The organism is Hydrogenophaga sp. SNF1 (assembly GCF_034421675.1).
In the GTDB taxonomy this organism is placed as follows: Bacteria; Pseudomonadota; Gammaproteobacteria; order Burkholderiales; family Burkholderiaceae_C; genus Hydrogenophaga; species Hydrogenophaga borbori.
The window spans coordinates 1299034-1322156 of sequence record NZ_CP139793.1; the positions used below are offsets into that span (position 1 = coordinate 1299034).

Here is a 23123-nt window from a genome sequence, read left to right on the forward strand (position 1 = left end):
TTCATCGGTGTCACAGGCGAGCGCCGCGCCGCAGGCGCATGTCCAGCTTCAGCCGCCAATAGGCCAGGGTGTCGACCCAGGGCACGTGCAGCTGGGGCCGCTCGCGTGAGGGGTTGCGCAGCGCGGGCTGGATCAGGTGCTGGTCGAACAGGCCCATCACGCGCTCGGGGTTGTAGAGCGGCGTGTAGCGGTCCCAGGAACCCGCGCGGACGGCGGCGGGGTCCAGCGATTCGATGCGGCGCACCAGGTCGTCGGCGTCGCGGTAGGGCCAGCCGGCGTCGCCCAGCACGTCCAGGTGGTGGCGGTGCTTGCTGCGCGCGTAGGTCAGCACCGGCTTGTTGCGGACGGAGAACTCGCCGCAGGCCAGGCCGAAGGACTCGCCCTGCAGGCGCGCGTGCAGCATGGCGTCGCAGCTGTTGATGAAGCGCGTCTTGAACACCAGATCGCTGGTGCCGGGCAGGAAGCGGGCGCGCGGGTGGTCGACGAAGGGCTCGATGTTGAGGAACAGGAACCAGGTGTCGTCGCGCGTGGCCAGCACGCGCCGCACCGCCTCGATGGCCGCCGGCACGTCGAAGCTGTGCGCGCCGCCGTGGCAGCCCAGCACCTTGGCTTTCCTGGGAATGCCCAGTTCGGCGCGCAGGTCGCTGTCCTCGGCGGGCAGGCTCACGATGTGTGGCACGGCCGGGATGCGGCCGGCGCTGCAGCGCCGGCTCAGCCACTCCGAGATGAAGGCGTAGGACGCGCCATGCATCTGGCGCGGGTGCGTGGGGAAGACCGCGTGCACCATGGTGGGCACCGTGCGCGACACCAGGCCATCGTTCTTGCCCGATTTGATCGCGTACATCAGCTGCGCGCCGTGGCGCTGCAGCAGGCCGTCGAGTTCGCCGCGCTCGCGGTACGCGGCGACGTCGAAGCGCGCGCGGAACTTGGCGATTGCCTGCCCGTCGTTGCCCGGGTGGGTGGCGTCGTGCAGGATCACGGCGCGGTGGCCCAGCACCGCCTCGGCGCCGACCGCGTAGTCGTACAGCGCCACCTCGGTGCCACGCAACGAGATCTGGTTGGAGTGGAAGGCGATGGTGAGGCGGGTCATGTGGACACCGGCGCGCGCCGCGCGCGCAGGCTGGCCATGGTGAGCGCGCTCATGAGGATGAGGCAATGGTTCTCGGTCGACAACCAGAACGAGCTGTGCGAGAGGCAGGCCGCCGCCAGCGTGGCCACGAAGGCCAGGGAGAAGGCGCGCCGCGGCGGGTCGTGCCGCCAGCCCTCGCGCGCGATGGCGGCGATGAACCACAGGAACAGCAGCAGGCCGATGGCGCCCTGTTCGACCAGGAAGAAGAGGAACTGGTTGTGCGGGTGCGGGCACACCACCGAGCACCATTCGGTGCTGGTGAAGTGCTGCTTGGCCAGTACGGGATAGGACGCGGTGCCGTGGCCGAACACCGGGGCCTGGAGCGAAGCGTCAAGGGCGAATCGGGCCATCTCGACGCGCGCGCCGGTGGAGGTGACCACGGCGCCGGGGGTGTTGTCCAGTTGGACGGTGCGCATGTCTCGCCACGCATTGGCCACGCGTTCCTGAAAAACCGGAGACGTGGCGAAAGCCAACGCCCCCACGGCGATCAAGCCCACCACGGCGCCGAGAACGGCGCGCCTTGAGTGTGCGAAGGCCAGCGTAATGGCGAACACGCCGCTGGACGCGGCCCAGGCAAGGTAGCCCGTGCGCCCTTCGGACAGGAAGAGGATGGAAACGGTGGCGAGCACCCAGAGTGCGCCGCAGAGCCATCTCCACACGGTGTTGCGGGAGGTGATGGCGATCAGGGCCGTGATCGTTGCGAACACCGTCATCATCAAGCCTTGCGAGATGTGGTCTTTGAATACGGTGTGGTCATTGACGCGCCCGAAGCGGCTGGCGCGCGTCCAGGGAATCTCGATCCACACGCTGAGCCAGGTGACGGCCAGCGTGAACAGCAGGGCCAGCATGAAGGCATGCCAGCAGCGCCGGCGCGTGGCCGGGTCCTGCAGCAGCGCGATGAACATCGGCACCATCAGGAATTTCAGGTACTTCTGCAAGGCGCCCAGGATCCCCTGGGGGTCGGCCGGCGACCAGGCCACGGCGATCACGATCCAGGCGAACAGCGCGAGCGCGGGCGCGGCCAGCGGGTTGCGCAAGGCCTCGCGCAGCTCGGCGCGCGCTGGCGCACCGGCGAGCGAGAGCAACCATAGCAGCAAGGTCAGCAGCAGGGCCACGTTGGCCAGGGCCACGGACATGGGGAAGGCCAGGAAGCACAGCACCAGGGCGGCGCGGGCGCCAGTGGAACAGGCGTGGGTGAAGCTCATGGGGGGGTGGCGTCGGGCCGCTCGTAGGCCGTGGTGAGGTGGGTCCAGTCGGCTTCGTCCCAGTGGTACGGGTGCACGCGGGTCGCTTCCTTGCGCAACGAGCGTTGCAGCCGCGCGAGGTTGTCCGCTTTCCAGGCATCGCCCGGGCGCACGGCGCATTTGTCGAAGTCGACCACCCAGGCACGGCCCTGCGCGTCGAGCAGCAGGTTGTGGGCGTTGAGGTCGGCGTGGAAGACCTGTCGGTCGTGCAGGGCGCGGATGGCGCGGCCCAGGGCCGCCCAGTCCGCCGGCGTGGGGCGCACGGACTGCAGTCGCTGCACGAGGTTGCGGCTGCCCGGGATCAGGCCGACCGCGATGTCGGCGCTGTAGACCAGCCCGTGGGCGCGGTGGCGCGCGAGCGCGGCCTCGGGCACGGGCAGCCGCCAGGACCGCAGCAGGCGCAGCAGCGCGAATTCGCGCATGGCGCGGCTGCGGTGCGCGGCCTCGCGCAGGAAGCGGTCCTCGCTCAGGCGCGCCATGAGACCGCCGCGCCGGTAGTGGCGCAGCACCAGGCCCTGGCCCTGGTGCTGCACGAGCCGCGCCTGGCCACGGCCGCTGCCGGTGGCCAGGTGTTCGGTGGGCGCCTGGGCCTCGAACAGGCGGGGCGCGTCGCTTGCGTCGACGCGGCGCGGGTCGTGCCAGAGCGTGTCGCCGTCCCGCGTGGCGACCTGGACCGGTCCGAGTGCCGAGCCGTCGACATCGCCCAGCAGCGCGCGCAGGTGGGCCTGCGTGCGGCGCCGCGCCGCGGTGGGCGTCGATGAGGGTGCGTGCCGCCGCGCCGCGCACGGCCCAGGCGGCGGGGTCGCGCAGGGCCTCGTCCACCGCGCGCTCCAGCGTGGCCGCGTCGTGCACCGCCAGCCCGGCGCCAGCGGCCTGGGCTTCGTCGAACAGGGTGGGCGCGTTGGTGGTGTGCGGGCCGAACAGGAAGGCCTGGCCCAGGGCCATGGGCTCCAGCGGGTTGTGGCCACCCACGGGCGCCAGCGTGCCGCCGACGAAGCACAGGCTGGCGTGGCGGTACCAGTGCATCAGCTCGCCCATGGTGTCGGCCAGCAGCACGGTGGTCTGCGGTTCCACGGCGTCGCCGATGCTGCGGCGCGCGAAGGCCAGGCCACGGCGCCGCAGCTCGGCCGCCACGGCGTCGAAGCGCTGGGGGTGGCGCGGCACGAGCACGAGCAGGGCGTCGGGGTGGCGCTCGCGCAGGCCGCGCCAGGCGTCGAGCCAGGCGGCCTCGTCGCCGTCGTGCGTGCTGCCGGCGACCACCAGGCGGCGCGACCCCAGCTCGGGCGGCAGGGCCTGCGCCTGCGCGGGCGGGGCGGCGTCGAACTTGAGGTTGCCCGTGAGCGTCACCCGCTGCGGCGGCACGCCCAGCGCGCGCAGGCGCTCGGCCGAGGCCCCGTCGGCGGCGGCCACGTCGAGCCGGGGCCAGGCGTGCCGCATCAGCCCCGGCCAGCGGCTGTAGGTGCGCGCGGACCCCTCGGACAGGCGCGCGTTGGCCAGCAGCACCGGCAGCGCCCGCTGCGCGCATTCGAACAACCACTGCGGCCACAGCTCGCGCTCCACCAGCACCAGGGCCTGCGGCTGCAGCCGGTCGAGAAAGCGGCGCACCGCGCCCGGCGTGTCCAGCGGCGCGAAGCGGTGCGCGATGCGATCGCCCCAGGCGGCGCGCAGCGCGGCCGCGCCCGTGGGCGTCTGCGTGGTGACGGTGAGGGCGTGCGCGGGCCAGTCGTGCAGCAGGGCCTCGATCAGGGGCCGCGCGGCCTGCACCTCGCCGACCGAGGCCGCGTGCAGCCACAGGCCGCCGAGGCGCTCGGGCTCGATGGCGAAGCGGCCCAGGCGTTCACCCAGGCGGTCGCGGTAGCCGGGTTCGCGCCGGCCGCGCCACCACAACCAGCCCAACAACCAGGGCGTGAGCGCGCGGCTCAGGCCCTGGTAGGCCCTCAGCGTGGCGGTGGCGCGCGGCGGGTTCACCGCCAGTGTTCGGCCACCCATGGCGTGGGCAGCACGCGTCGGTACCACTTGCCGCTCACGCCGGCGATGGCGTCGGGCGGGTTGGGTTTGCCATGGAAGGCGATGATGCGGGCGCCCGGCGGGATCTCGGGCGGCTTGAACCAGCCCATGAGGCCGCGCTGCATGCAGTGGCGCTTGAAGCTCACGCACCAGCCGTCGGGCCAGAAGCTCACCTTGCCCTGGCGGCCCAGGTAGCCGGTGATGTACTCCTGCTCGTTGCGCACGTCGGCGATGGACTGGGGGTAGCCCGTCTTCAGGTGCTCCAGCGCGTCGGTGTGGGCGCCGATGGTGTAGAGGTAGCACGAGGTGTTGCCCGTGCCGTCGGTCTTGTCCCATTCCTTGATCACGACGAATTCGCCGGGCTGGTCGAAGAAGGGGTCGAGGCTGTCGACGATGACGATGTCCAGGTCCAGGAACAGGGTGCGGCCGGTGAGGTCGTACAGCGGGTCGGCGAAGCTGGTGAGCTTGAGCCAGCCGTGGCCGAAGGTCCAGGGCTTGCGCTGGTCGAATTCGTCGAAGCCCACGGCAGGAATCGGCTTGACCTCGATGCCCGAGTGGATGCCGGTGGCGTCGTCGGTGAGACAGACGAAGCGGAAGGGCCGGCTCAGGTGGCGCGACACCATGCTGTGGAGCTTGTTGACGTATTCGGGGCCGTACTTGCGGCCCCATTTGATGCACAGCACGTTGACGGCTTGCACGTCATCTCCTGCAGGGTGAAAAACGGGCCCGCCCGGGTCGGGGCCGGGCGGGTGGGCAATCGGGGGAGTGTATCGGCTCCGGGTGGGCGGCTCGAACGCCGACCCCCCCGGTGGGACCGGCGCTCAGCGCGCCAGCAAGGCGTCGACGGCCTGCAGGTCGGCCGGTGTCAGCTCGCCGCTGGCCTGGCGCAGGCGCAGGCTGCCCAGCAGCACGTTGTAGCGGGCCTGGGCCAGGTCGCGCTTGGTCTGGTAGAGCTGGCTCTGGGCGTTGAGCACGTCGATGTTGATGCGCACGCCCACCTGATAGCCCAGCTGGTTGGCTTCCAGCGCGCTCTGGCTGGAGGTCTCGGCCGCTTCCAGCGCCTTCACCTGTCCCTGGCCCGAGACCAGGCCGAGGAAGGCGCTGCGCGTGCGCAGGTCCACCGTGCGGCGGGCGGCGTCGAGGTCGGCGCGGGCCTTTTCCTCCAGCGCCAGGGTCTGCTTCACGCGGTTCTGGATGGAATAGCCCGCGAACAGCGGCATGTTGAACTGCACGCCCACGCTGGCGTTGTTGTTGCGCACGTTGCCCGGTATGCCCTGCACGCCGGACGGCGCGCGCGCCACCTGGTACTGGCCCACCAGGTCCACCGTGGGCTTGTGGCCGGCCTCGGCGCGCTGCGTTTCGAGCCTGGCGATGTCGAGGTTGCGCTGCGCGCTCAGGATCGCCGGGTGCTGGTCGCCCGCGCGGTCCAGCCAGCCCTGCGGCGTCGCGGGCTCCAGCGGCGGCAGGTCCACCGGCGTGGCCAGGGGCAGGGGCGTCACGCCGCTGCGGCCCACCAGCTGGTCGAGCGCGAGTTTCTTCACCCGCAGGTCGTTCTCGGCCGCGATCTCCTGGGCGATCACCAGGTCGAAGCGGGCCTGGGCCTCGCGCGCGTCGGTCACGGTGGCGGTGCCGACCTCGAAATTGCGTCGCGCGGCGGCGAGCTGCTGTTCCACCGCGGTCTTTTGCGCGCGCACGAAGGTGAGCGTGTCCTGGGCGGCGAGCACGTCGAAATAGGCCTGCGCGGCGCGCACGATCAGGTCCTGCTCGGCCTGCACGAGCTGGGCCTGCGCGATGTCCTTGGACAGGATGGCCTGGTCGTTGGCGAGCTTGTTGGCGGGCCGGTACAGCGGTTGGCTGGCCGACAGCGTCACGTTCTGGCTGTTGCTGGTGCCGTCGAGCAGCTTGTTGCTGCTGTCGCGGTTCGCCCAGCTGGCGCCCGCGCCCAGGCCGACCTGGGGCAGCAGGCCGGCGCGCGCCTGGTCGGCCTGGGCCAGGTTGGCCTCGTACAACGAACGCGCGGCCAGGTAGGTGGCGTCAAAGCCGCGCGCGGCCTCGAACAGCTGGACCAGGCTCTGGGCCTGTGCACCGGACGCCGCGCCCAGGGCCAGGAGCGCGGCGACCGCCATCGGACGAAAGGCAACGGCAAAGATCATGGATAGCTCCTCAGAGACGACGGCCGGGGGCACCGAGGAACCGGCTCTGCCGGGCCTGGGGTGCCGTCCCCCGCCCGTCGTGGGCGAGAGAGGGAGAAGCCGCGAAGCGGCGCAGGGGGTGCTTCATATCAGTAGCGCGGGATCGACGGGTCGCGTTCGCGCGACCACAGGTCGATGCCGCCGTGTACGTTGACCACGCGCGTGTAGCCCTGGTCCTGCAGGAAGCGGGCCACCTGGGCACTGCGCCCGCCGTGGTGGCACAGGCAGGCGATGGGGCGGTCGCGGTCCAGTTCGGCCAGGCGGGCGGGCACGCTGCGCATGGGCACGGGCAGCAGGTCGTAGCCCGGGCCGGGCGGCACGCTCGCGGTCTGCAGTTCCCAGGGCTCGCGCACGTCGAGCAGCACGGGCACGGTGGCGCCGTCCGCGGTTTCCTGGCGCAGCCAGTCGTCGAGCTGGGCGGGGGTGATGGCTTGCATGCGGTGGCGCCGGTTCAGAAGCGGAAGCGCGAAGGCTCGGGGAAGTGGCGAAGGCGCGGCGCGAGGGTGTCCCAGGGCTGGGCGCTGCGGTAGTCGGCTTCGCCCCCGCGGGTGATGAAGGTGGCGCGCATCACGGGTTCGTCGCCCACGATGGCGGCGAGGCGCCCGCCCGGCGCCAGCAGACCCAGCAGGGCGGGTGGCACCTCGGCCAGCGAGCCGCCGAGCAGGATGGCGTCGTACGGCCCGTCGGCGCGGCAGGCGGCGAAGCCGTTCGCCGCGGCATCGGCCTGGCGCACCTCGACGTTGGTGACGCCGGCCTGCATCAGGCGGGTGCGGGCCTGCGAGGCCAGCGCGGGCTCGATCTCCAGCGACAGCACGCGCTGAGCCAGGCTGGCCATGAGGGCGGCGGTGTAGCCGCTGCCGGTGCCGATCTCCAGCACCTTGTCGGTGGGCTTGAGGGCCAGGTCCTGCACCAGGCGGGCCTGCACGCGCGGCGCCAGCATGCACTGGCCATCGACCGCGGGCTGGGTCAGGGGCAGTTCCATGTCGGTGAACGCCAGGGCCCGGTGGGCGGCGGGCGCGAAGTCCTCGCGGCGCACCCGGCCCAGCAGCTCGAGCACGCGGCCGTCGAGCACCTCCCAGGGGCGGATCTGCTGCTCGATCATGTTGAAGCGGGCCTGTTCGAGGCTGTTCGCGGTGGTCATCTCATATCTCCAATGGGGTCGGCACAACCGGTGGATTTTAGGAGGCGCCCTATGGCGCACTGTCCTGCGGGGGCGTGGCGGCGGGCGGCAGCCCGGCCTTGCGGCGCAGCCAGGCGGCCAGGTCGTCGAGGTAGCCGTAGACCACCGGCACCACCACCAGCGTGAGCAGCGAGGAGGTGATGACGCCGCCGATCACGGCCTGGCCCATGGGCGCGCGCTGCTCCGAGCCTTCGGTGAGCGCGAAGGCCAGCGGCACCATGCCGAAGACCATGGCCAGGGTGGTCATGAGGATGGGGCGCAGCCGCACCTTGGCCGCCAGCAGCAGGGCCTCGTCGCGCGGCAGCGGCGGGCCGCCGGCGCGGCCCTCGCGCGCGCGGATGGCGAAGTCCACCAGCAGGATGGCGTTCTTGGTCACCAGGCCCATGAGCAGCACGATGCCGATGATGGAGAACATGCTCATGGTGGAGCCGAACATGAGCAGCGCCAGCACCACGCCGATCAGCGTGAGCGGCAGCGAGGTCATGAGCGAGAGCGGCTGCAGGAAGCTCTGGAACTGGCTGGCCAGGATCATGTAGATGAAGATGATGGCCAGCGCCAGCGCCGACAGGGCGTAGCCGAAGGACTCCTTCATGTTCTTGGTGGAGCCGCTGAACTCGGTGCGGTAGCCCGGCGGCAGGGCGATGCCGTCGACCACGCGCTGGATCTCGGCCGACACCTCGCCGGCCGAGCGGCCGTAGACGTTGGCGCTGAAGGACACCTCGCGGTTGAGGTTGCGGCGGTTGATCTGGTTCGGGCCGGTGCCTTCCACGACGTCGGCCACCTGCGCCAGCGGCACGGTGCGCACGCTGCCGTCGGCCGCGTTGCCCACGCTGAGCGGCAGCTGCAGCAGGTCCTGCGTGCGCTGGCGCTGCGGCGGGGGCAGGCGCACCATCACGTCGTAGGTCTCGCCGTTCTGGGCGCGCCAGTTGCCGACGGTGGTGCCGGCCACCAGGGTGCGCAGGCTGTTGCCGATGGCCTTGGTGGACAGGCCGAGGTCGGAGGCGAGGTCGCGCCTGAGCACCACGTCCACCGTCGGCTTGTCGGGCTTGAGGCTGGAGTCCAGGTCCACCAGGCCGACGATGGGGCGCAGCCGCTCGGTGATCAGCGCGCTCAGGCGTTCCAGCTCGTCGAGGTCGTCGCCCTGCAGCGAAAACTCGATCTGCTTGCCGCCGCCCACGGCGTCGAGCAGCCCGGCGTGCGTGACGGTGATGCCGGGCACCGCGCGCAGCCGGTCGCGCAGCAGGGCCGACATAGCGTCGGCGCTGAGCGTGCGGTCCTTGCGGTCCACCAGGCGCACGTAGGTGCTGGCGTACATCGAGCCCTGCGCGTTGCCGGTGTTGATGGTGGTGAGCGTGTACCGCACCTCGGGGAAGGTGCGCAGGACGGCCTCGACCTCGCGCGCCTTGGCCTCGGTGGCGGGAAGTGAACTGCCCACCGGCGTGTGGTAGCTGACCGAGGTCTCGGAGAAGTCCGCCTTGGGCACGAACTCGGTGCCCAGCAGCGGCAGCAGGGCCAGGCTGGCGACGAAGGTGGCCAAGGCCAGGGCCAGCGTGGCCAGCTTGTGCCGCAGCGACCAGCGCAGCGCGGCCTGGTAGCCGTCGGCGAGGTCGTCCTGGAAGCGGTCGAACCAGTGCGTCACGCGGCCCAGGGTGCGGTCGTACAGCGAGCGGCCCGGCGGCTGGCCGTGCGTGTCGATGGCCGGGTCGTGCCACACCGAGGACAGCATCGGGTCCAGCGTGAAGCTCACGAACATGGAGATCAGCACCGCCGCGACCATGGTGATGCCGAACTCGTGGAAGAACTTGCCGATGATGCCGCCCATGAAGCCGATGGGCAGGAACACCGCCACGATGGACAGCGTGGTGGCCAGCACCGCCAGGCCGATTTCCTGCGTGCCTTCCATGGCGGCCTGGTAGGGCGCCTTGCCCATCTGCACGTGGCGCACGATGTTCTCGCGCACCACGATGGCGTCGTCGATCAGCAGGCCCACCGACAGCGTGAGCGCCATCAGCGTGATCATGTTGATGGTGAAGCCCAGCGCGTTCATCACGAAGAAGGTGCCGATGATGGCGATGGGCAGCGTGAGCCCGGTGATGACGGTGGAGCGCCAGGAGTTGAGGAACAGGAAGACGATGAGCACGGTGAGGATGGCGCCCTCGATCAGCGTCTGGCGCACGTTCTGCACCGACACACGGATCGGCCGCGAGCCATCGGCGATGGGCTCCAGCCGAACGCCGGGCGGCAGCTCGGGCTTGACCGCGGCCAGCGCCGCGTTCAGGCCGTCGACCACCGCGATGGTGTTCTCGTCCTGCGCCTTCTGCACCTGCAGCAACAAGGTGCGCTGGCCGTTGTAGAGCGACAGGCTCTCGACTTCCTGGGTGCCGTCGCTCACGCGCGCCACCTGGCCCAGCTTGATGGGCAGGCCGCCGCGGCGGGCGACGATGATGTCGTCGAAGTCGCGCGGGTTGGCCAGGCGCGAGAGCACCTGCACCACGCGCTCGGACTCGCCGGTCTTGAGTGTGCCCACGGGCAGGTCCTGGTTTTCGCTGAGGACGGCGGCGTTGATCTGCTCGGTGGTCACGCCCATCGCCCGCATGGCGGCGGGGTCGAGTTCGATGTTGATGGCGCGCCGCGTGGCGCCCACCAGCGTGACCGAGCCCACGCCGCGCACGTTCTCCAGCCGCTTCTTGAGCACCTGGTCGGCCCAGGTGGACAGCTCCACGGCCGACATCGCGCGGCCGTCCACCGCCTCGGGCACCACGGCCACCGACCAGATGGAGCGGCTGGCGGGGTCGAAGCGCAGCACGCGCGGCTCGTCCACCTCGTCGCGCAGCAGCGGGCGCAGGATGCCGATTTTCTCGCGCACGTCGTCGGCGGCCTTGCGGCCGTCCACGGTGAGCTGGAACTCGATGATCACCACCGAGTTGCCTTCGTAGCTGCGCGAGGTGAGGCTGTTGACGCCCGCGATGGCGTTGACGGCTTCCTCGACCTTCTTGGTCACCTCGGACTCGACGATTTCGGGCGAGGCGCCGGGGTAGGTGGTGGTGACCACCACGACCGGAAAGTCGATGTTGGGGAACTGGTCCACCTGCAGGCGCTGCAGGGAGAACGCGCCCAGCACCACGAAGGCCAGCATGACCATGGTGGCGAAGACCGGGTTGCGCAGCGAGACCTGGGTGAACCACATGGCGTGTCGCGCTCCCGGGGCTCAGGGCTTGGCCGCGGCGGCCAGCTTCACGCGCGTGCCGTCGCGGATGGCGCCGGCCGTGGCCGCCAGCACGGTGTCGCCCTCGGCCAGGGCGGGTACCGCCTGGTGGGGCACGCCGTCCACGCTGCCCGTGGGCGCGGGCGCCAGGCCCACGTGCTTGACCACGCCGTCGCGCAGCACCTGCACGTAGGGCTCGGGCCGGTCGTTGCGGATGGCCGACACCGGCACGGCCGGGGCCTCGACGGTGCCGGCCACGATCCCGCCGCGCGCGAACAGGCCCTGGCGCATGCCCGGCTGGGCGGTCAGCCGCAGGTAGACCAGCACACTGCGGCTGCCGGCCTGCACGCTGGGGTTGATGCGCGCCACCGTGGCGTTCACCGGTTCGGGCAGGCCTTCCACCACCAGGCGCGCGCCCTGGCCCGGCGCGATGCGCGCGGCGTCGGCCGGGCTCAGCGCGGCCTCCACCTCAAAGGCCGAGAGGTCGACCACCTCGAGCACGCGTGTGTCCACGCCCACGCGCTCGCCGTTGCGCACCGGCCGGGCGGCGATCTGGCCGGCGATGGGCGAGCGCAGCACCGTGTCGGCGAGCGATTTGCGCGCGATGTCCAACGCGGCCATGGCCGCGCGGTGGTTGGCCTCGGCCGCGGCCAGGTTGGCCTGCGAGGTGTCCAGCGCGGTGGCCGAGATGAAGCCCTGCTGCACCAGGGCCTGGTTGTTGTTCTGGTTGCGCTGCGCGATGCGCACCTGCGCCAGCGCCGACTCGGCCTGCTGCTCGGCCTGTCGCACGCGCGCCTGCGGCTCGGTCGGGTCGATGCGCGCGACCACCTCGTTGGCGGCCACGCTGTCGCCCTCGCGCTTGGTCAGGCCTTGCAGTTCGCCGGCCACCCGCGCCTTGATGGCCACGGTCTGCACCGCCACCAGCGAGCCCGAGACCTCGGCCGTCTGCTGCAGTGCGAGGCGGCGCACCGTGAACACGTCGCGCGCGGCGACCTCATAGACCGGCGCGGTCTGCAGGGCCTGGGCGGCGGCGCTCGCCTGCGCGGCCTGGGCGCTGCGCTTGTGCAGCGCGCGCACCACGCCCAGGGCCAGCGCGGCCACGGCCAGCCCGGCCAGGGCCCAGTAGAGGGTCTTTCGCAGACGGGAGGTGGTCATGGGGAAACCTTCGCGCGGCGCGCTGTGGTGCGGGCCCTTTGGGGCGGTCGTGCGGGGCTCATCGCGGGCGTTTGAGCATGCCGCTCAGGATCAGGTCGACCTGGGTGTCGATGAAGGTCAGAGGATCGATCTGCTGCGAGGGCGGGGCGCAGGGCGTCATGGCGTGTTTCCACATGAGCAGGAAGATCATGGGCGCGATCAGGCTGTAGACCGCGTAGTCGAGCGGCATCTCGCGGAACTCGCCGCGGTCGATGCCGCGCTGCAGGATGCGCTTGATCAGCTCGTGGCCCGGGGCGACCACCTCGTTCTGGTAGAAGCTGGCGATCTCGGGGAAGGTGCCCGCCTCGGCCATGACGAGCTTGGTGATGCCGGAGGCGGGCGTCATGCCCACGCGCTCCCACCAGGTGTGCATGGCGTAGCGCACCAGCTCCACGCTGTCGCCCTGGAACTCGGCCAACTCGTTCGACCATTCCGGAAAGCGGCCGGCGACGGTTTCGCGCACCACGGCCTTGAACAGATCTTCCTTGCTGGGGAAATACAGGAACAGCGTGCCCTTGGACACCCCGGCGCGCGCGGCCACCTCCTCGACGCGCGTCGCGGCGAAGCCCTTTTCGACGAACAGGGCCAGGGCCGCCTCGATCAACTCACCCGGGCGCGCCTCCTTGCGGCGGGCGCGGCGCGGGGCCTCGGCGGGCGGTGGCGGGGGGGTGGCAGGCATGGGCGCTAGTTACTGACCGATGGGTTATTAATATACCCCAGCCGCCCCAGGCGGCGTGCCGCCAGGGGCAAGTCGGGCCCGGTGCCAGCGCATGCCCGCCGGCGCCGGCTCAACCCAGCTTGATCCCCACCCGTGTGATCCGGCTCGCGTCCATCTCGCGCACGCTGATTTCGGCCTTGCCCAGTTCCGCCACGTCCCCCACCACCGGTGGGCGGTGCAGTTCGTTGCGCAGCCACTGGCCCACCGTCTGGTCCGATTCGCCGGGCACCGGCAGGCCGTAGAAGCCGCACAGCCCTTCCAGCGGCGTGTTGGCGTCGAGCACGAAGTCGCCGAACACCAGGCGGGCTTCCTCGGTGTCGTCCAGGTCCGGCAGGGCCACATGGGCGCGGCGCGCCGCCAGCCCGATGGTGGAGCCCTGCAGCAGCAAGGACGTGAGCACCACCACGAAGGCGACGTCGAGGAACCCGTGCGCGCCGGGTACGCCGGCCATCATGGGGAACACCGCCAGCACGATGGGCACCGCGCCGCGCAGGCCCACCCAGGCGATGAAGCCGATTTCGTGCGGCGAGAAGTGGAAAGGCCTGAGGCACAGCCACACCGCCACCGGCCGCGCCACCAGCATCAGCACCAGCGACACGCCCAGGGCCGGCAGCAGGGTGTCCATCATCTCGCTGGGCGACACCAGCAGGCCCAGCAGCAGGAACATGCCGGCCTGCGCGAGCCAGGCGTAGCCGTCCATGGCCGAGAGCGAGGAGCGCACCAGCCGGCGCGCGCGGTTGCCCGCCACCACGCCCATGGCGTAGACCGCCAGGAAGCCCGAGCCGCCCAGCCAGGTGGTGAGCGCGAACACCGCCAGCCCACCCGAGACGATGAGCAGGGCGCGGATGCCGCCGCCGCCGTCGGCGCCGCGCCCCAGGCGCTTGAGCAGTTCGGCCAGGCCCCAGCCGCTGCCCAGGCCCATGGCCGCGCCCCAGCCGAACTGCAGCAGCAGCGACCAGGCGATGCCGCCCAGCGTGACCTCGTCCGCCACCGCGTTGCCCAGGGCCAGCGCCACGCCGATGAAGGCCAGGGTGAGGTAGACCGCCATCGGGTCGTTCATGCCGGACTCGATCTCCAGCGTGGCGGCCACGCGCTCGTTGAGCCGAACGCCGGACGACTTCAGCAGCGCGAACACGGCCGCCGCGTCGGTGGAGCCCACGATGGCGCCCACCAGCAGGGCCATGGGCCAGGACAGGGTCAGCAGCCAGTGCGCCGCCGCGCCGGTGATGGCCGCGGACACCAGCACGCCCACCGTGGCGAGCAGCATGGAGGGCCTCAGGCCGGTGCGGAAAGTGGCCAGTTCGGTGCGCAGCCCGCCGTCCAGCAGGATCACCGCGAGCGCGACGTTGCCGACCCAGAAGGCCAGCCGGAAGTCGTTGAAGCTGAAGCCGCCGGGCCCGTCCTTGCCGGCCAGCATGCCGGCGACCAGGAAGACCAGCAGCAACGAGAAGCCGGCGCGCGTGGACACCACGCCGGCCAGCACGCTGACGAAGACCAGCGCGGCGGCGGCGAACAGCGGCAGGGAGAGGGCGTCGAGCAGGTGGTGCACGCCCGCACGCTAGCAGAAAGCGTGCACGCGGCGCAGCGGGTTGCACCGAGGCCGGGCGGCCCAGGCCGCCGGTGCGGTCAGTTGAAGGCCGCGATGCCCGTGATCGCGCGACCCAGGATCAGGGCGTGGATGTCGTGCGTGCCTTCGTAGGTGTTGACCACCTCGAGGTTGACCAGGTGGCGCGCCACGCCGAACTCGTCGCTGATGCCGTTGCCGCCCATCATGTCGCGCGCCAGGCGGGCGATGTCCAGGGCCTTGCCGCAGCTGTTGCGCTTGAGGATGGAGGTGAGCTCCACGGGCGCCACCCCCTCGTCCTTGAGGCGGCCCAGGCGCAGGCAGCCCTGCAGGCCCAGGCTGATCTCGGTCAGCATGTCGGCCAGCTTTTTCTGGATCAGCTGGTTGGCGGCGAGCGGGCGGCCGAACTGCTGGCGGTCCAGCACGTACTGGCGGGCGCGGAAATAGCAGTCCTCGGCGGCGCCCAGCGCCCCCCAGGCGATGCCGTAGCGCGCGCTGTTCAGGCAGGTGAAGGGGCCCTTCAAGCCGCGCACCTCGGGGAAGGCGTTTTCCTCGGGGCAGAACACGTTGTCCAGCACGATCTCGCCGGTGATGGAGGCGCGCAGGCCCACCTTGCTGTGGATGGCGGGCGCGGACAGGCCCTTCCAGCCCTTTTCCAGGATGAAGCCGCGGATCGCGCCTTCGTCGTCCTTGGCCCAGACCACGAAGACATCGGCGATCGGGCTGTTGGTGATCCACATCTTGGCGCCCGACAGGCTGTAGCCGCCGTCCACCTTCTTGGCGCGCGTGACCATGCTGCCGGGGTCGGAGCCATGGTTGGGCTCGGTCAGGCCGAAGCAGCCGATCCATTCGCCCGTGGCCAGCTTGGGCAGGTACTTCTGTTTCTGCGCCTCGGTGCCGAACTCGTTGATCGGCACCATCACCAGCGAGCTTTGCACGCTCATCATGGAGCGGTAGCCCGAGTCGATGCGCTCGACCTCGCGCGCCACCAGGCCGTAGCAGACGTAGTTGAGCCCGGCGCCGCCGTAGGCCTCGGGGATGGTCACGCCCAGCAGGCCCAGGTCGCCCATCTCGCGGAAGATGGCCGGGTCGGTGACTTCCTTGCGGAAGGCCTCGGTCACGCGCGGCAGCAGGCGTTCCTGGCAGTAGGTGTGGGCGGCGTCGCGCACCGCGCGCTCGTCCTCGGTGAGCTGGCCGTCGAGCTGGAAGGGGTCTTCCCAGCTGAAGCTGGCTTTGGCTTTCTTTGGCGAGAGCATGGCGTGTCTCCGTATTTGATGGGGCAATCGAAGGATTGTCCGCCGTGGCGCCATAGCTGTCTAATATCGATCCTGTATCCAACAATACAAACAGCAAATCGATGGAGAAGGCCATGGAGTTCCGCCACCTGCGCTGTTTCCTCGCCCTGGCCGAGGAGCTGCACTTCGGCCGCGCCGCCGCCCGCCTGGCCATGACGCAGCCGCCGCTGTCGCTGAACATCCAGCAACTGGAGGCCTCGGTGGGCGCCCCGCTGTTCGTGCGCAACAGCCGGGGCGTGGCCCTCACGCCCGCCGGCCAGGCCTTCGTGCCGCGCGCGCGGGCCCTGTTGGAGGCGGCTGGCGCGGCCGCGCGCGAGGCGCGCGAGGTGGCCCAGGGCGTGAGCGGCCAGTTGCGCGTGGGCTTCGCGGGCACCGTGCTGTACCGGGGCCTGCCGCAGATCCTGCGCGGCTTCGCCCAACGCCACCCGCGCCTGAAGCTGGTGCTGCGCGAGATGAGCTCCAGCGACCAGCTCATCGACCTGCAGCACCAGCGGCTGGAGGCCGGCTTCGTGCACACCACCCGCGTGCCGCCGGGCTGTTCGCAGGTGCTGGTCTCGCGCCAGGCCTTCGTGGCCTGCGTGCCGGCGGGCCACGCGCTGGCGCGCAAGCGGCGGCTGGCGCCTGCCGCGCTGGCCGGCGAGCCCTTCGTGGCGATCTCGCGCGCCGTCTCGCCCGACTACCACGACCGCCTGCTCGCCCTGTGCGCCGACCACGGCTTCGAGCCCGACGTGCGCTTCGAGCTGCGCCACTGGCTCAGCGTGGTGTCGGTGGTGGCGCAGGGCCTGGGCGTCTCGCTGGTGCCGGCCGCCCTGCAGCAGGCCGGGCTGCCGGGGGCCGCCTTCGTGCCGCTGCAGGGCGATTCGCCGACGTACGAGACGCACTGCCTCTGGCGGGACGGCGGTGAAAGCGCCGCGCTGGCGGCCTTTCTCGACGTCGTTCGGGGTTAGTGTCCTGTTGCGCCAGGACACGGGGGCGTGAGGGGCCGCGTCCTGGGTCTGATCGCCCGCAAGCTGGGCGATGCCTTGCGGGTGGTCTGCGCGGCGGGACTGCGTGGCGCGCCACGGCCCAGCCGCCCTCCGTCGAGGCGCTCGAAGCGCTCCGGCCCGTGCTCACCGGCTAGGTAGGCGCCCTGGTGGCGGCCCAAGGCCCCGCTTCGGTGTCGTGAAAGCCTCGGGTGGTCTACTCGAGGCCTGGCAAGGACCACTGGAGATTCACGATGAGCGACAAACAGGTGCTGGTGCTGGGGGGCGGCTGCTTCTGGTGCACCGAATCGGTTTACAAGGAAGTGCGCGGCGTCACCGACGTGGAGTCGGGCTACAGCAATGGGCACCTGAAGCAGCCCAGCTACGAGCAGGTGTGCACCGGCGGCACCGGCCACAACGAGGTGGTGCGCCTGGAGTACGACCCCGACGAGGTGAGCACGCGCGAGCTGCTGGAGATCTTCTTCGTGGTGCACGACCCGACCACGCCCAACCGCCAGGGCAACGACGTGGGTACGCAGTACCGCAGCGGCATCTACTTCACCACGCCCGAGCAGCAGGCCGAGGCGCGCGCCATCATCGACGAGCTCACCCGGGAGGGGGCCTTTGGCCGTCCCATCGTGACCGAGGTGCAAGCGCTGGAGAACTACTGGCCGGCCGAGGACTACCACCAGGACTTCTTCGAGCGCAACCCGCACCAGGGCTATTGCATGGCGGTGGCCGCGCCCAAGGTGGCCAAGTTCCGCAAGACCTTCGCGCGGCTGGCGAAGTAGGCGCGCCGCGCCGCGGCCGGCCCGGGAAACGTTGCGCGCGGCGAAAGGGTTCAACGGCGGCTTGTTTGATCGCGCTCGCGGCCATGGGTAGCTTCGGGGCTCCACCACACCCGAGTGCCCATGCCGTACGTCGTCACCGAAAACTGCATCCGATGCAAGTACATGGATTGCGTCGCGGTCTGTCCCGTGGACTGCTTCCGCGAAGGCGAATCGATGCTGGTCATCGATCCGGACCTGTGCATCGACTGCGGCGTGTGCGTGCCCGAATGCCCCGCCCATGCGATCGCGCCGGACGCCAGCGCGGCTGGCTGGGTGGCGTTCAACGCCCGGTACGCGTCCGCGTGGCCGGCGATCGAGCGCCCGGGCGAACGGCCCGCCGATGCGGCGAATTGGGACGGTGTTCCCGGAAAACTCCTCGCCGCCTTCGGCACCGCCGACCCGTCCCACGCCTGACACAAGGAAACCCATGGCCAGCGTACTGCGCGAAACCGTCTCGTCTGTTCACCACTGGAACCAGGAACTCTTCACCTTTCGCACCACCCGTTCGTCGGCGCTGCGCTTTCACAGCGGCCATTTCGTGATGCTCGGGCTGGAGGTCGACGGCCGTCCGCTGATGCGGGCCTACAGCATCGCCAGCGCGCACTACGCGGAGCACCTGGAGTTCCTCAGCATCAAGGTGCCCGGGGGGCCGCTGACATCGCGCTTGCAGAACATCCGGCCGGGCGACGAGGTCTTGGTCAGCAGCAAGCCCGTGGGCACGCTGGTCATCGACGACCTGCTGCCGGGTGAATACCTGTACCTGCTGGGCAGCGGCACGGGCCTGGCGCCATTCATGAGCATCATCCGCGACCCGGTGGTGTACGAGCGCTTCCGCAAGATCGTGCTGGTGCACTCGGTGCGCAAGGTGTCCGACCTGGCCTACGCGCACACCATCACCGAAGACTTGCCGCGAGACGAGTTCCTGGGCGAGATGGTGCGCGAGCAATTGGTCTACCTGCCCACTGTCACGCGCGAGGCCTTTCACACGCAAGGCCGCATCACCGAGCTGATGGACACGGGCGCGCTGGCGCGCCTCGCCGGCCTGCCGGCGCTGGATGTGGCCAGCGACCGCGTGATGCTGTGCGGCAGTCCGTCCATGCTGGCGGACCTGACGGCGCGGCTCGACGCGCGCGGCTTCATGGCGTCGCCACAGACCGGCCACGCGGGCCACTACGTGATCGAGAAGGCCTTCGCGCAGCGCTGAACGGGCCGCCGGCGCCGCCGCTCAGGCGCGCGCGGCGTCGCGTTCACGCCCGCGCACGAACAGCCGGGCGACCGAGGACAGCGCCAGCAGGTTCGGGTCGCGTTCGCGCGCCTTCATGAAGCACAGCCCGATGGTCTGGCGCGCGCCCTGACCCTCGGCCAGGGGAACGAAGCGCACCAGGTGCTGGTACATCGCGCGGATGCGCCCCGGCACCACGGCGCAGGCCATGCCGTTGGCCACCAGGTTCATCTGCGTGAAGATGTCCTGCACCTCCATCACCACCGTGGGCCGGAAGTCCGGGAAGCGCTCGGCCAGGCGCTCGGCCGAGAACGGTCCCTCGGCCAGGGTGACGGTTTTTTCGCCGGCGTGATCGGCCAGCGTGATCGCGTCCAGCGCCGCCAGGGGCGAGGACAGGGGCGCGGCGAAGCAGGGCTCGTCCTCGAACAGCGGCAGGCAGACCAGGTCCGTGTCGGCCGGGCTGATCTCGGCAAACACCGAGTCGACCAGCCCCTGGCGCAGGCGCGGCAGCAGTTCGTTGCGCGATTTGCCCAGGACGAGTTCGCACTGCACGTTCGGCCGGCGTTGGTTCATCGCCTTGATGAGTTCGGGCAGCAGGTGGCTGGTGAGTGAGTACAGCGAACCGATCTTGAGCCGGTCCGACGAGTAGCCCGCGGCCGCGCGCGTGGCTTCGATGCCGCGCTCCAGCCGCCCCAGCACGTCCTGGGCCACGCCGGCCAGCGTGTGGGCGGCTTCGGTGGGCACCAGCACGCGACCCTCGTGGCGAAACAGCGAGCAGCGCACGCTGTCCTCCAGCGAGTGCAGCGCGCGGTGCACGCTCACCGCGCTGGTGTTGAGCGCATCGGCGGCCGCGCTGAGCGTTCGATGTTCCAGGTAGGCCACCAGCACCTCGAGCTTGCGCGAGGAAATGTCTTCACCCAGACGGACCATGGGGACTCCTAACGGACGAGGATGACCACCTTGCCCTTGACGCGCCGCTCCATCACGTCGCGCAGCGCCTGGCCGGCCTCTTCCATGCGGTAGCTGCGTGTCACGGGAGGGCGCACCGCGCCGCTGTTGCGCAGCGCGAACAGCTCGCGCATGTGGGCACGCGTGGTCTCCGGGTCGCGGCGCAGGAAGGCGCCCCAGTACACGCCCATGACGGACGCGCCCTTGAGCAGCGGCAGGTTGAGCGGCAGGCGCGGCACCTCGCCTGCGGCGAAGCCCACCACCAGGTGGCGCCCCTCCCAGGCGATGCCGCGGAACGCCGTTTCGCTGAGGGCCCCGCCCACGGGGTCGAAGATGACCTGCGGACCGCCGGGGACCAGCCCGCTCAGGCGCTCGCGCAGGTCCTCGCTGGCGTAGTTGATGGTGTCGTCTGCCCCATGGGCCACGCACAGGGCCAGCTTCTGCGCGTCGGACGCTGCGGCGATCACCCGCGCGCCCATGGCCTTGCCGATCTCCACCGCCGCGATGCCCACGCCGCCGCCGGCGCCCAGCACCAGCAGCGTCTCGCCCGCCAGCAGGCGGGCGCGGTCTTTCAGCGCGTGCAGGCTGGTGCCATAGGCCAGCACGAAGGCGGCCGCCTGTTCATAGGGCATGTCCTCGGGCAGCGGCACCACACGCTCGGCCGCCACCACGGCCTCTTGCGCGAAACCGCCGAAAGCGCCGCTGCCGACCACCCGATCGCCCACCCGGCAGCCGCTGACGCCCGGGCCCAGCGCCAGCACCCGGCCCGCCACCTCGCCACCGGGCGAGAAGGGCAGTTTGGGCTGCACCTGGTACTTGCGCTGGATGATGAGGGTGTCGGGGAAGTTCACGCCAGCGGCGTGGACCTCGATGAGGACTTCGCCCGGGCCGGGCGTGGGCGAAGGCAGCTCGTCCACCACCAGGGATTCCGGCAATCCCCATTGTCTGCAAACCACAGCTTTCATCGTGTCTCTGTCGGTTGGAGTTCGCGGTCCAGTATAGCCACGAGGCGCTGTCCGGGCCATCTGAATAGAATCTATATTCTGCACAGCGGAACCAAAAGAGGACGCCATGGGACGCACCGCCAAACCACTCAAGACCCGCCGCTCCGACGCCGAGGGCGACCGCCGTTTCGTGACGGCGCTGGCGCGTGGCCTGGACGTGCTGCGCTGCTACCAGCCATCGGAGCGGTGGCTGCCCAACCAGGAGATCGCGCACCGCACCGGTCTGCCCAAGGCCACGGTCTCGCGCATGACCTACACGCTCACCGCGCTGGGCTACCTGGAGCACTCGCCCGAGCGCGAGATGTACGCGCTGGGCTTGCCGGTGCTGGGCCTGGGGTTTCGCGTGCTGTCGCACTTCGAACTGGGCCGCATCGCGCGGCCCTTCATGCAGGCCCTGGCCGACGAGGCCGGCGCGGCCGTGTCGCTGGCGGTGCGCAGCGGCGGCTGGGCGGTTTACGTGGCGCATTGCCGGTCGGCGGCGCCGCTGACCCTGGGGCTGGATGTGGGTGCGCGCCTGTCGCTGGCGCGCTCGGCGATCGGGCGTGCCATGCTGTTCTCGCTCGATGCCGACACGCGCGACAAGGCGCTCAAGGCCCTGCGGGCGGAGGCGCCCGCCGAGTGGGAACAGGGGCGCGGCGGCCTGGCCGAGGCACAGGCGCACCTGGTGCGCCATGGCTACGTGCGGTCGTCGCCGGGTGCGGACATCGGCGCCGTGGCGGTGACGCTGGACCCGGGCGACGGCCGCGACCGGTTCGGTCTCAATTGCGGCGGGCCAGCCAGCAGCATGGACGCGGCCAGACTGGCCTGCCTGGGGCCGCGGCTGATCGAGATGGCCGCCCGCATCGAGCGCGCGATCCGTTCCGAGAACTGAAAACGAGCGGCGGCAAACGGAAGCTTTCTGCCGTCGCAAATGCCCGGAGGTGGGGGGTGTCCCGGTTTACCGGCGTCGGCCGGCTGGCTAAACTGAATTCAAGTCCTTCATCAATTCTGCTCTGCGGAACTTGACGAACGGGCCCGGACGCCGAGCTCCTTTCGGCGCCATTGCCAACCGGAGCCCCCCATGCGACGTCGTGAATTGCTTCTTGCCACCGGCGCAGCAGGCGCACTGCCGCTGCTCGCCGCCGCCCAGGCCTTTCCGTCCCGGCCCGTGCTGCTGTACTGCCCGTTTCCCGCCGCCGGGCCGACCGATCTGATGTTCCGCGCCCTGGCCGAAGCGGCCGGGCGGGCCCTCGGCCAGTCCATCGTGGTCGAGAACAAGCCGGGCGCCGCCGGCACCATGACAGCGCCCACGATGCGGACCGCGCGGCCGGACGGCTACACCCTCACGCAATGCCCGATGGGCATGTTCCGCGTGCCGCACATGCAGCGCACGCAGACCTTCGACCCGGTCCGGGACTTCACCTTCATCATCAACCTGACGGGCTATACCTTCGGCATGGTGGTGCGCGCGGACTCGCCGTTCAAGACCGTCAAGGACCTGGTGGACTACGCCAAGGCCAACCCGGGCAAGATCACCTACGGCTCCACCGGCATCGGCGCGGGCCCACACTTGGCCATGGACGAGTTCGCCTCGCGCGCCGGCATCGAACTCACCCACGTGCCCTACAAGGGCAGCGCGGACATGCTGCCGGCGCTGCTGGGCGGCCACATCATGGTGGGCACCGACACGACGGGCTGGGCACCGCACGTGGACAGCGGCAAGATGCGTTTGCTGGCCACCTACGGCAGCCAGCGCACCAAGCGCTGGCCCAACGTGCCGACGCTCAAGGAACTGGGCTACGACACGGCGTCCGATTCGCCGTTCGGCATCGTGGGCCCCCGGGGGATGGACCCGGCCGTGGTCAAGGTCCTGCACGACGCCTTCCGCACCGGCCTGAACGATCCCAAGGTGATGGAAATCGTGGACCGCTTCGACCAACCCGTCATCTACATGAACTCGGCCGATTACACGGCCTGGGCCGCCAAGACCTACGCCGAGGAGGCGCGCACCATCGAGCGCCTGGGCATGAAGAACTCGCTGTGAGGCGGCCGGCATGAACCGCTTCCAGTCACCCGAGGGCCTGGCCCGGCCGAACGGCTTTTCCCACACGGCGCGCACCACGGGCCGCACCACCGTCTTCGTGTCGGGGCAGGTCTCGTACGACGCCAGCGGGCGCGTCGTGGGCGAGGGCGACCTGGCGGCGCAGACGCGTCAGGTCTACCGCAACCTGCAGGCCGCGCTGCAGGCCGAGGGCGTGTCGATGCACGACGTGGTGAAGACCGTGCTGTTCGTGCGCGACCTCGATCCCGACAAGGCGCGCGTGATCCGCGAGGCGCGCTCGCCCTTCCTCAACCCGGAGGGCTTGCCGGCCAGCACCATGGTGGGCGTCGCTTCGCTCGCGCGGCCGGAGCTTCTGCTCGAGGTCGAGGCCATCGCGGTGCTGGACTGA

Annotated in this window: 22 protein-coding genes and 1 pseudogene; 8 read left to right on the forward strand and 15 right to left on the reverse strand. The window is 70.7% G+C overall.

Annotated features, from left to right (window positions below; genetic code table 11):
- Window positions 1-10: 10 nt before the first annotated feature.
- Genes SOM08_RS06370 through SOM08_RS06380 form a run of 3 tightly spaced genes read right to left on the reverse strand, consistent with a single transcriptional unit; the run spans window position 11 to window position 2972 of the window.
- Complete coding sequence (locus tag SOM08_RS06370) at window positions 11-1090, reverse strand: hypothetical protein (RefSeq protein WP_322470322.1); 1080 nt, start codon at window positions 1088-1090, stop codon at window positions 11-13.
- A complete protein-coding gene (locus SOM08_RS06375) occupies window positions 1087-2334 on the reverse strand; it encodes an O-antigen ligase family protein (protein ID WP_322470323.1) in 1248 nt (415 codons plus the stop codon). Before SOM08_RS06375 ends, SOM08_RS06370 begins: the two co-directional genes overlap by 4 nt.
- Window positions 2331-2972 (reverse strand): 3-deoxy-D-manno-octulosonic acid kinase, encoded by a 642-nt coding sequence (locus tag SOM08_RS06380; RefSeq protein WP_322470691.1) that lies wholly within the window; start codon window positions 2970-2972, stop codon window positions 2331-2333. The genes SOM08_RS06375 and SOM08_RS06380 overlap by 4 nt, the downstream gene beginning before the upstream one ends.
- On the opposite strand from SOM08_RS06380, the gene SOM08_RS06385 reads away from it, so the two are divergent.
- Window positions 2871-3134, forward strand: coding sequence for a hypothetical protein (locus tag SOM08_RS06385; RefSeq protein WP_322470725.1), 264 nt, complete (start codon window positions 2871-2873; stop codon window positions 3132-3134). The genes SOM08_RS06380 and SOM08_RS06385 overlap by 102 nt on opposite strands.
- Window positions 3135-3747: 613 nt before the next feature.
- Here the strand turns inward: SOM08_RS06385 and SOM08_RS22480 are convergent.
- The 10 genes and pseudogenes from SOM08_RS22480 to SOM08_RS06435 all read right to left on the reverse strand — a co-directional run.
- Window positions 3748-4362: pseudogene (locus SOM08_RS22480) on the reverse strand (3-deoxy-D-manno-octulosonic acid transferase); the annotation flags it as partial.
- On the reverse strand, window positions 4338-5078 hold the full coding sequence (locus SOM08_RS06395) for a glycosyltransferase (protein ID WP_116958123.1): 741 nt from the start codon (window positions 5076-5078) through the stop codon (window positions 4338-4340). The pseudogene SOM08_RS22480 and the gene SOM08_RS06395, both read right to left, overlap by 25 nt.
- 123 nt (window positions 5079-5201) lie before the next feature.
- Window positions 5202-6533 (reverse strand): TolC family outer membrane protein, encoded by a 1332-nt coding sequence (locus SOM08_RS06400; RefSeq protein ID WP_116958122.1) that lies wholly within the window; start codon window positions 6531-6533, stop codon window positions 5202-5204.
- Between the two features lie 128 nt (window positions 6534-6661).
- Window positions 6662-7009, reverse strand: a complete 348-nt coding sequence (locus SOM08_RS06405; protein ID WP_322470325.1) for a rhodanese-like domain-containing protein — start codon at window positions 7007-7009, stop codon at window positions 6662-6664.
- 14 nt (window positions 7010-7023) lie between these two features.
- Entirely contained in the window at window positions 7024-7713 is a 690-nt protein-coding gene (locus tag SOM08_RS06410; RefSeq protein ID WP_322470326.1) for a protein-L-isoaspartate O-methyltransferase, read from the reverse strand.
- A 49-nt stretch (window positions 7714-7762) separates the two neighbouring features.
- Window positions 7763-10939: an efflux RND transporter permease subunit gene (locus tag SOM08_RS06415; protein ID WP_322470327.1), complete on the reverse strand. Its 3177-nt coding sequence runs from the start codon at window positions 10937-10939 to the stop codon at window positions 7763-7765.
- A 21-nt stretch (window positions 10940-10960) separates the two neighbouring features.
- On the reverse strand, window positions 10961-12112 hold the full coding sequence (locus SOM08_RS06420; RefSeq protein WP_116958119.1) for an efflux RND transporter periplasmic adaptor subunit: 1152 nt from the start codon (window positions 12110-12112) through the stop codon (window positions 10961-10963).
- Between the two features lie 58 nt (window positions 12113-12170).
- Window positions 12171-12830 carry a TetR/AcrR family transcriptional regulator gene (locus SOM08_RS06425; RefSeq protein ID WP_116958118.1) on the reverse strand — a complete coding sequence of 220 codons (660 nt, stop codon included), beginning with the start codon at window positions 12828-12830 and terminating at the stop codon, window positions 12171-12173.
- A gap of 109 nt (window positions 12831-12939) precedes the next feature.
- On the reverse strand, window positions 12940-14418 hold the full coding sequence (locus tag SOM08_RS06430; protein WP_116958117.1) for a potassium/proton antiporter: 1479 nt from the start codon (window positions 14416-14418) through the stop codon (window positions 12940-12942).
- Between the two features lie 77 nt (window positions 14419-14495).
- The gene (locus SOM08_RS06435; RefSeq protein WP_116958116.1) at window positions 14496-15689 is read right to left on the reverse strand and encodes an acyl-CoA dehydrogenase; all 1194 of its coding nucleotides are present in this window, start codon (window positions 15687-15689) and stop codon (window positions 14496-14498) included.
- 113 nt (window positions 15690-15802) lie between these two features.
- Here SOM08_RS06435 and SOM08_RS06440 point away from each other — a divergent pair, with 113 nt between their 5' ends.
- The 4 genes from SOM08_RS06440 (at window position 15803) to SOM08_RS06455 (ending at window position 18724) form a co-directional block, all read left to right on the forward strand.
- Window positions 15803-16675, forward strand: coding sequence for a LysR family transcriptional regulator (locus SOM08_RS06440; protein ID WP_116958513.1), 873 nt, complete (start codon window positions 15803-15805; stop codon window positions 16673-16675).
- Between the two features lie 269 nt (window positions 16676-16944).
- Window positions 16945-17481 carry a peptide-methionine (S)-S-oxide reductase MsrA gene (gene msrA, locus SOM08_RS06445; protein ID WP_322470328.1) on the forward strand — a complete coding sequence of 179 codons (537 nt, stop codon included), beginning with the start codon at window positions 16945-16947 and terminating at the stop codon, window positions 17479-17481.
- A gap of 120 nt (window positions 17482-17601) precedes the next feature.
- Window positions 17602-17934, forward strand: coding sequence for a ferredoxin FdxA (fdxA, locus tag SOM08_RS06450; protein WP_322470329.1), 333 nt, complete (start codon window positions 17602-17604; stop codon window positions 17932-17934).
- Between the two features lie 13 nt (window positions 17935-17947).
- Window positions 17948-18724, forward strand: coding sequence for a ferredoxin--NADP reductase (locus SOM08_RS06455; RefSeq protein ID WP_322470330.1), 777 nt, complete (start codon window positions 17948-17950; stop codon window positions 18722-18724).
- 21 nt (window positions 18725-18745) lie between these two features.
- On the opposite strand, the gene SOM08_RS06460 is transcribed toward SOM08_RS06455, so the two are convergent.
- Both SOM08_RS06460 and SOM08_RS06465 read right to left on the reverse strand, forming a co-directional pair.
- Complete coding sequence (locus SOM08_RS06460) at window positions 18746-19672, reverse strand: LysR family transcriptional regulator (protein WP_322470331.1); 927 nt, start codon at window positions 19670-19672, stop codon at window positions 18746-18748.
- An 8-nt stretch (window positions 19673-19680) separates the two neighbouring features.
- Window positions 19681-20655 carry an NADPH:quinone oxidoreductase family protein gene (locus SOM08_RS06465; protein ID WP_322470332.1) on the reverse strand — a complete coding sequence of 325 codons (975 nt, stop codon included), beginning with the start codon at window positions 20653-20655 and terminating at the stop codon, window positions 19681-19683.
- A 106-nt stretch (window positions 20656-20761) separates the two neighbouring features.
- On the opposite strand from SOM08_RS06465, the gene SOM08_RS06470 reads away from it, so the two are divergent.
- The 3 genes from SOM08_RS06470 (at window position 20762) to SOM08_RS06480 (ending at window position 23123) form a co-directional block, all read left to right on the forward strand.
- Window positions 20762-21565 (forward strand): IclR family transcriptional regulator, encoded by an 804-nt coding sequence (locus SOM08_RS06470; protein ID WP_322470333.1) that lies wholly within the window; start codon window positions 20762-20764, stop codon window positions 21563-21565.
- A 189-nt stretch (window positions 21566-21754) separates the two neighbouring features.
- On the forward strand, window positions 21755-22717 hold the full coding sequence (locus tag SOM08_RS06475) for a tripartite tricarboxylate transporter substrate binding protein (protein WP_070398873.1): 963 nt from the start codon (window positions 21755-21757) through the stop codon (window positions 22715-22717).
- Window positions 22718-22727: 10 nt separating this feature from the next.
- Entirely contained in the window at window positions 22728-23123 is a 396-nt protein-coding gene (locus SOM08_RS06480; RefSeq protein WP_322470334.1) for a RidA family protein, read from the forward strand.